General features: G+C 42.8%; 9 protein-coding genes and 2 tRNA genes. 9 read left to right on the forward strand and 2 right to left on the reverse strand.

What is annotated here, in order from left to right:
• Positions 1 to 6: 6 nt before the first annotated feature.
• Both L884_RS0109040 and L884_RS0109045 read left to right on the forward strand, forming a co-directional pair.
• Positions 7 to 82: transfer RNA gene (locus tag L884_RS0109040), tRNA-Glu, on the forward strand.
• A gap of 46 nt (positions 83 to 128) precedes the next feature.
• Positions 129 to 204: transfer RNA gene (locus L884_RS0109045), tRNA-Ala, on the forward strand.
• Positions 205 to 731: 527 nt separating this feature from the next.
• Here the strand turns inward: L884_RS0109045 and L884_RS0109050 are convergent.
• A complete protein-coding gene (locus tag L884_RS0109050; RefSeq protein ID WP_028767196.1) occupies positions 732 to 2,561 on the reverse strand; it encodes an ABC transporter ATP-binding protein in 1,830 nt (609 codons plus the stop codon).
• A gap of 187 nt (positions 2,562 to 2,748) precedes the next feature.
• Here L884_RS0109050 and L884_RS0109055 point away from each other — a divergent pair, with 187 nt between their 5' ends.
• From L884_RS0109055 to sstT, 7 genes are all read left to right on the forward strand, one after another.
• Complete coding sequence (locus L884_RS0109055) at positions 2,749 to 4,227, forward strand: DNA-3-methyladenine glycosylase 2 family protein (protein WP_028767197.1); 1,479 nt, start codon at positions 2,749 to 2,751, stop codon at positions 4,225 to 4,227.
• Positions 4,227 to 4,772 (forward strand): methylated-DNA--[protein]-cysteine S-methyltransferase, encoded by a 546-nt coding sequence (locus tag L884_RS0109060; RefSeq protein ID WP_051435592.1) that lies wholly within the window; start codon positions 4,227 to 4,229, stop codon positions 4,770 to 4,772. The genes L884_RS0109055 and L884_RS0109060 overlap by 1 nt, the downstream gene beginning before the upstream one ends.
• Before the next feature lie 145 nt (positions 4,773 to 4,917).
• On the forward strand, positions 4,918 to 6,237 hold the full coding sequence (locus L884_RS0109065) for a DEAD/DEAH box helicase (protein WP_028767199.1): 1,320 nt from the start codon (positions 4,918 to 4,920) through the stop codon (positions 6,235 to 6,237).
• 232 nt (positions 6,238 to 6,469) lie between these two features.
• Positions 6,470 to 6,940, forward strand: coding sequence for a dual specificity protein phosphatase family protein (locus L884_RS0109070; RefSeq protein ID WP_028767200.1), 471 nt, complete (start codon positions 6,470 to 6,472; stop codon positions 6,938 to 6,940).
• A 26-nt stretch (positions 6,941 to 6,966) separates the two neighbouring features.
• The gene (locus tag L884_RS0109075; protein ID WP_051435593.1) at positions 6,967 to 8,508 is read left to right on the forward strand and encodes a phospholipase D family protein; all 1,542 of its coding nucleotides are present in this window, start codon (positions 6,967 to 6,969) and stop codon (positions 8,506 to 8,508) included.
• A gap of 66 nt (positions 8,509 to 8,574) precedes the next feature.
• On the forward strand, positions 8,575 to 9,501 hold the full coding sequence (locus tag L884_RS0109080) for a chemotaxis protein (RefSeq protein WP_028767202.1): 927 nt from the start codon (positions 8,575 to 8,577) through the stop codon (positions 9,499 to 9,501).
• A 185-nt stretch (positions 9,502 to 9,686) separates the two neighbouring features.
• Positions 9,687 to 10,910 (forward strand): serine/threonine transporter SstT, encoded by a 1,224-nt coding sequence (gene sstT / locus L884_RS0109085; protein WP_028767203.1) that lies wholly within the window; start codon positions 9,687 to 9,689, stop codon positions 10,908 to 10,910.
• Positions 10,911 to 11,014: 104 nt separating this feature from the next.
• Here sstT and L884_RS0109090 read toward each other — a convergent pair whose 3' ends face one another.
• Positions 11,015 to 12,385, reverse strand: a complete 1,371-nt coding sequence (locus tag L884_RS0109090) for a Gfo/Idh/MocA family oxidoreductase (RefSeq protein ID WP_028767204.1) — start codon at positions 12,383 to 12,385, stop codon at positions 11,015 to 11,017.
• Between the last annotated feature and the right edge of the window lie 313 nt (positions 12,386 to 12,698).

Genomic DNA, 12,698 nt, shown 5'->3' on the forward strand with positions numbered 1-12,698 from the left:
GTCCGGGTCCCCTTCGTCTAGAGGCCTAGGACACCGCCCTTTCACGGCGGTAACAGGGGTTCGAATCCCCTAGGGGATACCACTATTTTAAATTTGTGTTAGAAATGACATGAATTAATACCAGAAATGGGGCCTTAGCTCAGCTGGGAGAGCGCAACACTGGCAGTGTTGAGGTCAGCGGTTCGATCCCGCTAGGCTCCACCATATTACTACTTAGGTAGTAAATAAAAAAACCACCTTAGGGTGGTTTTTTTATACCCAAAATTTGAAATGTATTCCGATAGTAGTCTCGATTTTTGCAACACCTAGTCCGCTTGCTCACTTCACTTTATGTCTCAATGATTTGCTTCATAGAGTGGGGGAGGGCCTTATACCAATCAGTATAAACATTTTTAGCTGTAGCAAATTTATAGCTGGAAGCAAAAAGCCATCATTGTGATGGCTTTTATACCAATTAGTATAAAGATTTAATCGCTCAGCGAGAATTTAGCGGCACTGAGACAAGGCAACGAGTGAAGAGCATAGTCATTCTACGTTCAAGCTTGTTAACGCAGGATCAGAGCCGCTAAAACTCGGCATTCTGGAGCGTTTTTGGCTGCCTACTTCTGCGTTGAATAACTTCACAAGGGAACAACCATTCTTTCAATTATTCGCCTTGAATTAGTTTGCCAAAAGCGCTCTGAGTAGATCAACTTCTTATACTAATTGGTATTAGTTCGTTGATAGTTAACTTAATCAATACCTAAGAAGCCACCAGTTTGGTGCGCCCAAAGCTGCGCGTAGATCCCACCAGAATTGATTAACTCTTGGTGGGTACCTTGCTCAACAATTTTGCCTTCATCCAACACAATTAACCTGTCCATTGCTGCAATAGTTGATAATCGGTGTGCGATGGCAATAACCGTTTTGCCTTGCATTAACTGATATAAGCTTTCCTGAATTGCGGCTTCAACTTCAGAATCGAGTGCTGAGGTGGCTTCATCAAGTAATAGGATAGGCGCGTTCTTAAGTAATACACGGGCAATTGCAATCCTTTGACGCTGGCCGCCAGATAATTTAACCCCACGCTCACCAACTTGGGCATCGAGTCCTATATTTCCTTCAGGATCACTCAAGGTTTCAATAAATTCATAAGCTTGAGAATTTCTTATTGCGGCTTCGAGCTCTTCATCACTTGCATCTGGGTTGCCATAAAGAATATTGTCACGAATTGAGCGATGTAGCAGTGAGGTATCTTGAGTCACCATTCCGATATGAGCGCGCAGTGAGTCTTGAGTGACTTCAGTAATATTTTGCTTATCTATCGCAATATTACCCGATTCAACATCATGAAAACGCATTAATAGATTGACCAATGTGGACTTACCAGCCCCGGAACGACCGACTAAACCGACTTTTTCACCAGGTTTAATTTGCAGATTGAGTTTATCAATAACGCCCGTATTCTCACCGTAGTGAAAGCTTACATCATTGAAATCGATACCACCTTTATTGACTTTAAGTGCTGGAGCATTGTCAATATCATTTATCTCTGTTGGTTTAGATAGAGTATTCATGCCGTCTGCTACAGTACCAATATTTTCAAATAGAGAACTGATCTCCCACATGATCCACTGCGACATGCCGTTGAGTCTTAGAGCCAGACTGATCGCAATTGCTATTGCGCCAACGGTAATGGCATCATCACGCCATAGCCATATAGAGACTGCCGCAATAGAGAAAGCAAGTATGTAATTGATAACCTGTACGCTGACATTAATCCAAGTCACTAAACGCATCTGTTTATATACGGTTTCTAAAAAGGTGTGCATACTGCCTTTGGCGTATTCCGCTTCTTTTTGTGTGTGTGAAAACAGCTTTACGGTAGCAATATTGGTGTAACTATCAACGATGCGGCCTGTCATTGTAGAGCGGGCATCGGCTTGTTCGGTCGATACCTTTTTTAACTGTGGCAAAAATCGCCATTGCAACCCTATATAAACAGCTAACCAAATAAGCATTGGGATCATGAGTCTAATGTCAGCTTTGGCGATCATCACTACCATAGAGGTAAAATAAACTAAGATATAAACCAACACATCTAGCAGTTTAGTTACTGTTTCTCGAACAGCGAGTGAAGTTTGCATCACCTTAGTTGCAACACGTCCCGCAAAGTCGTTTTGGTAGAATGACACACTTTGCTTCAGCAGATAGCGATGAGCTAACCATCTGATAGACATTGGGTAGTTGCCTAGCAAACCTTGATAAACTATCAGTGCATGTAATAAGGTCACTAATGGGATCACCACTAGAACTAACACGGTCATACCAAGTAAGCGTGTGCCTTCTTGCTCAAATAAAGTCTTGGGATCATGTTGAACCAGTAGGTCGACTAGATCGCCCATAAAACCAAATAGTGATACTTCCAGAATCGCAAGTATCGCCGTTAAAATTGACATAATAATCAGCGGAACTTCAAAGCCACGGGTATAGTGGCGGCAAAAAGCGTAAATCCCTTGGGGCGGCTGTTGTGGTTCTTTGTTAGGCAGCGGATCGACCCAAGACTCAAATCGTTTGAACATGTTTTTACTCAGTTTTATAGAAAAGTTAGAAAATTCTAATGCATCGATAGCATATAGGATTACTTAGGTTAAGTGTATACAAAGCAGTGTAACTAAATATTCTTTATATTCAGTTCCGTTTTCCGCTAGTTCCCGATGAGCTTGTTGCGTAATATTGTCGTCATTAATAGCGTGCCAAAGGTCAAAAATGGTGGAACACGATTGTCAAACAGATCTTCAAGCTTGTCGCAAAGCAAGACTTGCTCGTGATCCTCGTTTTGATGGGCAATTCTTTATTGGCGTACTAACGACTAAAATTTATTGTCGCCCTATCTGTCCTGCCGTGAGTCCAAAAGAGCAGAATGTAAGATATTTTGATACGGCATTGCAGGCTGCAAATGCAGGTTTGCGACCGTGTCTTCGTTGTCGGCCAGATAGTGCACCGCAATCTTATGCGTGGAAGGGAACACAAACTACGCTCGAACGAGCCAAAGCGCTGATTGATAGTGGCGCGATTACAGGGCAAGGTGGCCAGAGTATAGAGGACTTAGCGACTCGCTTAGGCATAAGTAGCCGCTATTTACGAAAACTATTTCAAGATAAGCTTGGCACATCAGTTAAGTCTTACGCTCAATATCAACAGCTAATGTTAGCAAAACAACTGCTGCACCAAACTAAGCTAACAATCACCCAGGTGGCGTTTGCAGCTGGCTTTAATAGCATTCGCCGCTTTAACGAAGTGTTTCAACAGACTTTGCAGCTAACACCGAGTCAATTGCGAAAGACAGCCAACATTGATACTAAAGCGGAGCAGGCAGAGGAGAAAGGGCGTGTCGCTCTGAAATTACAATTAAGCTATAGGCCTCCATTACGTTGGCCTGAGCAGCACCACTTCTATCAAGTGCGAGCGGTGCAAAATATGGAGTGGCTGGAAGATGAATTCAGTTATGGGCGTAGTTTTTCCATTAATGAGGTAAGTGGTTACTTCAATGCTAAGGTCGACAGTGCTGCAAACTTATTTAATGTTGAGATAGTGCTAGTTGATAACAGCGCATTACCACAACTTGGTTTGATTATTAATGAGATCCGTAGAGTGTTAGATCTCAATGCCAATATTGCACAAATAGATAAAGCCTTACTTGAGCTAAATCCTATTAGTAGTTTAATGAGAGAAGGGCTTAGATTGCCCGGTGTTTGGTCTGCATTTGAAGCGGGATGCCGTGCAGTACTTGGTCAACAGGTTAGCATTGTACAGGCATCCAAACTCCTCAATCAGTTAGTGCTCGCTTATGGTGAGGAGCGTACTATCGGTGATAGAAGGGTTAAGCTTTTCCCTACGCCAGAGGTGATCGCTAGCGCTGAATTAAGTGAGCTAAAAATGCCCAATGCGAGAAAAAAAGCACTGAATGCACTTGCTCAATTTGTCAGCGAAAATCCAGATGCTGATTTAAGCGATTGGTTGTCAATTAAAGGTATTGGACCATGGACAGTAGCTTACGCCAAAATGCGTGGTCAAAGTGATCCCGATGTTTTGCTATGTGGCGATCTAGTGGTAAAAAAACGAATTTTGGCTTTGTATGCCGAGCAGGGTTTGAACAATGAGAATTACACCGACATAACCGATTCATTGGCAAAACAAATTGCCCCTTGGGGTAGCTATTTAACTTTTCAATTGTGGAACCTTTGATGAGCAAATTTAACCCCACCGCTAAACTTAACTTCCAAACAAGTTTTGGACATCTCTCCCTTTGCGCGAACGCACAAGGTTTAACACATCTTAGTTTTATTCCTAGTGCTGAGGATGAATGGCAATCTCGCGAAATAGATAATCAACAGATCATCGATAACCGTGACGTTATTCTTGATAAGCAGGATCTAGTTGTCGCTGAGAAACACTTAGCGCAAGCGCAACAAGAATTAATAGAGTATTTTGCGCAACAAAGACAGCATTTCGAGGTGCCGCTTGCGCCGAAAGGCACAGAGTTTCAAAAGCAAGTGTGGCAGGCATTAGGCGAGCTTGGACACGGTCAAAGCTGTAGCTACGGTGATATTGCCAATAAAATCGACAGGCCCAAAGCAGTTAGGGCCGTAGGTACCGCAAATGGGGCGAACCCGATTGCCATTATAGTGCCTTGTCATAGAGTGATAGGTAAAAATGGCACATTGACAGGTTATGCTTATGGGTTAGCGTTAAAGCAAAAGTTACTTAAGCTTGAAGGCTTATCGCTTTAGCTTATCGATAAGGGCTTCTCTTGCAATGATTCACCTGTAGAGTCATAGCTATTCGTATAGTACAGAACTAAGAAAGATAAGCTTTTAAGCAGATATTAGCGTAGAATAGCGGCCTTATTTTTGATTAGGCATTAACCTGTAAATTATGACTCAGCCAGTAACTTCAACCGACAAAGCTGCAACGCAAGCTGTCGCAACCGCAACAACTCACAGCGACTTTACTCAACTAGGGTTGATCCCTGAGTTGCTTGAGACCTTAAAGCTGCTGAGTTATGCCACACCAACACCGATTCAGTCACATATGATCCCCGCTGTGATCGCAGGTAAAGACGTTCTCGGTGGTGCGAAAACAGGTTCAGGTAAAACGGCAGCATTTGCCTTACCTATTATTCAAAAACTAGCTAAGGCTGGCCCACGAAAAGCCGGTAGTCAGTCTGTTTCTTGTTTGGTTCTCGTACCAACTCGTGAATTGGCCCAACAAGTAAGCGATAGCTTTATGCGTTACTCGCAGCTTATTAAACCTAACTTAAAGACATTGGCGGTGTATGGTGGGGTATCGACTAATGCACAAATGCAAAGTCTACGTGGTGGTGCAGATATTGTAGTGGCAACGCCGGGTCGTTTAATTGATCTTACTTCAAGTAACGCAATCAAGTTGGATAAGACCCAAACATTGGTGTTAGATGAAGCTGACCGCATGTTAAGTCTAGGTTTTACTGAAGAGATTAATGAGCTGTTAGCCAAATTACCAAAAGCTAAGCAAACCTTATTGTTCTCGGCAACGTTTCCAGAAGAAGTGCGAGAACTGACAAGCTCATTACTTAATGATCCTGTTGAAGTTCAGCTTCAGGAGCAAGAACAAACCACATTAGAGCAGCGGGTTATCACCGTTAACCGCAGCCGTAAAACGGCTCTACTTGCACAGTTGATTAAAGATAATCAGTGGCAACAAGTGTTAATTTTTGCTAGTGCGAAATACAGTTGTAACCGGCTAGCTCAAAAGTTGGAAAATGCTGGCATTACTGCTGAAGTGTTCCATAGCGATAAGGGCCAAGGCGCGCGTAATCGCGTACTAGACGGTTTTAAGTCAGGTGAGATCCAAGTACTGATCGCGACCGATATTGCCGCTCGTGGTATCGATATCGAAAAACTACCTGTAGTGATTAACTTTGAGTTACCAAGAAGCCCTGCAGATTATATGCACCGCATCGGTCGAAGTGGCCGTGCTGGTGAGGCGGGTTTAGCAGTGAGCTTAATTTCTCATGATGAATACCAGCACTTTAAACTGATTGAAAAGAAAAATAAAATTCGCTTAGTACGAGAGCAAATTCCAGGGTTTGAAGCCGATGCACAAGCCCCTGCAGATTGTCCATCTCGTGAGCCAAAACCAATGGCAAAACCAGCGGGTACCGGTAAAAAGCATCGTAAAAAGGCTAACGCAGAGATTTGGGGGAAAAAGTCTTAGTTAATGTAAGACTGTAATGTCACTCTGAAACTATATGCTAAATTCAAGAGCTCCAATTGGAGCTCTTTTTTATATCAGTATAAATTTTGGTTCCGGATCAAATTTTGTCATCGATTATGTCTGCACTGTAATAAAGCAATGGCGTGGCATAGCGGCTTTGGGTATGCTCTTGTCGATTTACCGTCTCTTATGCTGATTGGTAGTAATACTCACAATTTATCTAGGAAACACTATGCAGCACCTATTTTGGTTAGTTGAGGGGCAAATTGCAGGACGCAGTGGGCCAAATAAAGACCCGTGGGATCTTGCACAGATAAAAGCGTCGGGGATAGATGCTATTTTATCGGTTAATCATGGTGAAGAGTGTAATCTGCAGCAGATTGCAGATTTAGGTTTTGATTACCTATGTGTGCCGTTTTCAAGCAATATTCCGCCTAAGGAAGAAGATTTAGCAATCTGTACAGAACAAGTACCGAAAGCACTGGCGTTCATTAGGCAGTGTGAACAGCAAGACAAAACGGTACTCATTCATTGTCGCTCAGGTAAAGATCGTACAGGGCTAATTATGGCCTACTATTTGATGGACAATGGCGCTGCGCCACTGCATGCTGTTAGTCAAGTTCGAGCTGTACGTGATATTGCTTTTAGCTCAGAAGGTTGGGATCAATTTGCATTTGATGTGCTTTATGCGCTACAAGATTAATTAAGGTTCGCAAATAGAATAATAAAATGAATGCAAAAGGATTGCAGACGTTCCATTTACTAAAGTTAATACTTCTTTGGGCAGTTTGGGGATTAACCGGCTGCCAATCTTCTACTGTTTTCCCAGAGAAAACAATTTCTACGCAATTGTCGCCACAACAAGATTGGCCGCTTGTTCGCTATATTCAAGATGATCTCAAAGCTCAACCTGATCTCTCAGGTGTTTTACCGCTCGCAGATGGCGTTGATGCGTTAACTGCTCGCTTGGCGCTAGTGAGTGCAGCCAGTGCCAGCATTGATATGCAATATTATATCTACCGTGGCGACGACAGTGGTCGCTTACTGATGTGGCATTTAATTGAAGCTGCAGATCGCGGGGTGAGAGTCAGAATTTTATTTGATGATATGGCAATCAAGGATGCCGATGAAGCACTCGTTATGTTGGCTGAGCACAAGAATATTGAGGTGCGCTTATACAATCCATCATTTGAGCGTAGCTTTCGCAACTTAGCTTTTGTCGTAGGTTTTTCCCGTTTAAATCACCGTATGCATAATAAATCGTTAACGGTTGATAACGCCATTACCATAGTGGGTGGGCGTAATATTGGTAACGAGTATTTTTCAAATAATAGTGACGTTGAGTTTGGTGACTTCGATTTAATGGCGATTGGTGATGTAGTAGGGCAAGTATCAGATCAATTTGATCTATATTGGAATGCGCCTATTAGTGTAGACATTAATGCCCTTAGCCATCATCAGGTGTCTGCAGAGCAAGTCGCATCAGAGCTCAGCTTAGTTAAAGCTGCAAAGAGTGCTTACAAGAGCAACCCTTATGTCGAACGACTTTTGCAAAGCCAGCTTATTCCGCAAATGCAGCAAAATAGCTTAACTTGGTATTGGGGGCCCACCACATTAGTTTTTGATCAACCAGATAAGCAAAACCACGCCTCAGATACCGATAGTATTTTAGCTGATTTAAGTGCCTTTTTAGCTAAAGCCGAAGACGAAGTGATATTGGTGTCGCCTTACTTTGTACCAACCAAAGCGGGTGCTGATAGCATCATAGCAACAGCGAAGCGTGGTATAGATATAACAATACTAACCAATAGCTTAGCGGCAACCGATGTTCTTGCTGTGCATGCAGGTTATAGGCAATACAGACAACGCCTGTTAGAGGCTGGGGTTAACATCTTTGAGGTTAAAGCTAATCCCGACATAAAAAAAACCAGTAGTTGGAGTGGTAGCTCGAAAAGCAGCTTACATGCAAAAACGTTTATAACAGATAAGCGCTCAGTATTTGTTGGCTCGTTCAATTTCGATCCGCGATCAGCATGGCTCAATACAGAAATGGGATTAATCGTTGACAACCAGCAGCTCGCTGAAGACATCGTTGACGACTTAGTCAGTAATCTAGAGAAAAGTACTTATCGTCTAGCAGTAGAAGATGGCGAATTGGTATGGTTTGACGATTTTAATCAACGTAAAATCTATACAGAACCTGATGCTGGCCTATGGCGAAAGTTTCTTGTCGATTGTATCGCATTATTACCAATTGAATCACAGCTTTAATTGTATGACCTAATTGCTTAGGTTACAGTTTTAAATACACATGAATGTTCTTTTGGCAGTAACAGTATGGACGCAATAACTAAAACTAAACCTAAGAGTAAAGCTAATCAATCTCAGGGCTTGTTGTTATTTAAATTATCGCTTACCCAGTTATTTGCATTGGGGACATTGAAGATCCGTGAGTTGGTGCCCTATAGCCCTTTAAGCGCCATTCCTCATTCGCATCCAACCATTTTAGGTGCGGCGACCATTCGAGGTTCGACGATTCCAATTATTGATATGGCTGCTGCGATTGGTTATCGCCCGATCACAGAGGAAGAGCGTAAAGACAGTTATATCATCATCACTGATTGCCAAAGAATGGTGATTGGCTTTTTGGTTCGCGCGATAGACAAAATTATTGAGTGTAACTGGCGTGATATTGAAAAGCCGCCGAGCACGTTAGGTAAAAATGCATTTTTGACCGGTGTGACTAAAATTGATGACAAGCTGGTACAACTGCTTGATGTGGAGTTACTGCTGTCTAAGGTGTTCCCCCTAAGTCCGGAAACCACAAGAGCCATTTTAACCGATGTGCAGCGCGAATATTTAAAACCAATGAATATCCTGTTGGTCGATGATTCTAAAGTCGCACGTAAGCAACTTAGTGATGCGCTCGACAGTATTAATATCCCCTATCAAGTGACCGCAGATGGTAAAGATGCGTTGACTATTATGCAGCAAGCTGAGCGTGACCATCAGCCAATTAATATTCTCGTGAGTGATATTGAAATGCCTGGGCTAGATGGCTATGAATTGGCATTTGAAGTTAAGAACAACCCAGCTATTGCACCAGCCTATATTATCTTACATACCTCACTTTCAAGTGAGATAAGTGTCAGCCAAGCCCACCAAGTCGGAGCTAATGAAGCGTTAACTAAATTTTGTGCCCATGAATTGATTGAGGCTATGCTGCGAGGGGCCGAAAAAGTCTCTGCAAACGCTAATCTTTAGGACCTTGCTAGCAAGATGTTAATCGTGAGTAATTTCCGCAGCTATTTGCTTAGCAAAGGTAGACAATACTTGCTGCTTCCGATACAAACTGTATAGAAGGGAGATTAACGCTATATAAAAGGCATCAATCGTAATTGGCCTTTGTATTAGCGTTTCTACATACTATAAAAATGACAGGTTAAGTAATGAATCAAAAACCATCTTTGTTTGCCAAGTTGGCAGACGGCAGTTTAGTGTTACAAATTCTTATTGGTATTATCGCAGGTGTTGCATTAGCCACGGTATCTAAAACCGGCGCAGAAAGCGTTGCGTTTTTAGGGCAACTATTTGTTGGCGCGTTAAAAGCAATTGCACCAGTGTTAGTTTTTATTTTGGTTGCGGCATCGATTGCTAACCAAAAGAAAAATGCTAAAACCAATATGCGTCCGATCGTGATCTTGTACTTATTTGGTACGTTTTCGGCAGCAGTAACCGCTGTTTTGATGAGTTTTGCATTTCCAACCACACTTGCTTTGACCCTTGATGCGGCGCAGGCTAGCCCACCAGAAGGGATTGGTGAGGTTGTACACACCCTATTATTCCAACTTGTTGATAACCCAGTTAATGCATTAATGACAGGGAACTACATCGGTATTCTTGCTTGGGGTGTCGGCCTTGGGTTAGCTCTGCATCACGCAACAGATTCAACTAAGCAAGTGTTTGCCGATGTGAGCCACGGTGTGTCGCAAATGGTTCGCTTTATTATCCGTTTAGCACCTATTGGTATTTTCGGTCTAGTGTCTTCAACATTTGCAACTACAGGTTTTGCAGCTATTGCAGGTTATATGCATTTGTTATTAGTGTTACTAGGCGCTATGGCTATTATGGCGTTAATTATTAACCCAGCGATTGTTTACTATAAAATACGTCGTAACCCATATCCGTTAGTGTTTACATGTATTCGTGAAAGCGGCGTAACAGCCTTTTTCACACGCTCAAGTGCGGCTAATATTCCGGTAAACATGGCGCTATGTGAAAAGCTAAAGCTGCATGAAGATACTTACTCTGTATCAATTCCGCTTGGCGCGACAATCAACATGGGCGGTGCGGCAATCACGATTACGATTTTGACTTTAGCAGCTGCGAACTCTATGGGTATTCAGGTCGACATTTTGACCGCAATTTTATTGAGTGTTGTTGCCGGTATTTCAGCTTGTGGTGCATCGGGTGTTGCAGGTGGTTCACTGCTACTGATCCCATTAGCATGTAGCCTGTTCGGTATTTCAAATGATGTAGCGATGCAAGTTGTTGCGGTTGGCTTTATTATTGGTGTTATCCAAGATTCAGCAGAAACTGGCTTAAATAGCTCTACAGACGTTATCTTTACCGCTGCCGCTTGTGAAGCCGCTGAGCGTAAAGAGAACGCCTAATCAGCTACACGGTGAAACATATTAATCGTTAAATACGGTAAAATATTGTTGAATATTAGAAGCCCACTCATTGAGTGGGCTTTTTCGTTTGGCCGCCTAAATGGTTATGCGCCAACAATAGCCAGAGGTTGGCCTGTCTTCCATGCACCGCGAGTAAAATCAGGGAAATCAACTGAGTTACTGCGATTATTAACAGATTCCTCGCTAAGAATATTAACCACCGACCAAGCCGCGCCATCGTAAACATCTTGATCTAGTGGTTCGCCATTGCGTAAGCAATACACCATACGCCATAACATCAGAAAATCCATGCCGCCGTGGCCACCGTTGCGCTCAGCTTCTTTACCCATTTGTAACCAAAGTGGATGATCATATTTGGCATACCAACTTTCCATATTCATATCCCATTGATGGAAGTTACCGGAGCCACCTTGTTCTATCGCAATTCTATTAGGGAAACCTGCAAATACGCCATTAGTACCTTGAATGAGATTATGGCGGCTGTATGGACGAGGCGTCGTGGTATCGTGCTGAACCATAATCGTTCGGCCTTTAACGGTTTTAATCAGTGAGGTATTAATATCGCCATTGATATAGTTGAGCTGGTTACGTTCATGGTCTTTTGGGAACTCTCGCTGAGCATATAATGCACGGCCAAGGGCAGGGGAGCTCATAGATGTGAGATAATCAAATCTATCACCACGATTGATATTCATATATTGCGATACAGGCCCCAGACCATGAGTCGGGTATAGATTACCGTTGCGCTTCGTATGCCAATAAGTGCGCCATGAACCGGTTTTACTGTCTATCTCCTTCATTTGCCAGCGCAACTCATGAATGTAAGCAGCCTCACCATGCAGCAGCTCACCAAACAGCCCTTGGCGAACCATATTCAACACCATTAACTCGTCTCTACCGTAGTTGACGTTTTCCATCATCATACAGTTCTTCTGAGTACGCTCCGCGGTATCGACAATTTGCCAGCACTCTTCAACGGTTAAGGCGAGTGGCACCTCAACAAACGCGTGCTTGCCGCTCTGCATGGTATCGATTGCCATAGGAGCATGCCACTCCCATGGCGTAGAGATGATCACGATATCGATGTCATCTCGGTTTAATAGATCTTTATAAGCATGCTCGCTGCCAGTATATTTCGCGGGTTTTGTTAGTCCCTGAGACACGACAAATTCAATTGATTGGTCTAGTACCTTAATGTCGGTATCACAAATAGCTTTAATCTCGACCCCTTCCAAATGGCAAAAGTGTTTCACGTGGCCAGAACCTCGTTGACCAACGCCAATAAAGCCAACTCTCACAACATCCATTTTCGGCGCGATAAGCCCCATTACGCTTTGTTGGTTAGCGGGTCTTTGTTGATTTGCATGGGCGCTAGATAAAGGTAATTGTGAAGTGATTAGTCCTGCGGCTGTGACGCCTGCTGTTTTGAGAAAGTGGCGGCGATTAAACTTCATATTTGTTCCTGTAGTTTTGTTTTTTTGAACAAGAATCCATCGTTATAGCAGATTTTGGCTTTAGATAGGTTAAAAACTGGTATGAAGTGTTAATTACTTGTCTTTTAATGCGTTTTAGCTAAAGTAATGTGTATAAGTTGATTTATATCGCATTTTTAATTTGTTGGTGCGATACACTTTGCTGGTATTTTAGTGAGCAATTACTCGTTACCATACGTATTGATTAATGTTTTTAGCACTTTACAACTAGAAACAAAAAGTACCCAGGCAATGCTTTTAAATGGAGAAGTAAGCAGATGACTCTTGTGCGCAG

Source organism: Shewanella fidelis ATCC BAA-318, from assembly GCF_000518605.1.
In the GTDB taxonomy this organism is placed as follows: Bacteria; Pseudomonadota; Gammaproteobacteria; order Enterobacterales; family Shewanellaceae; genus Shewanella; species Shewanella fidelis.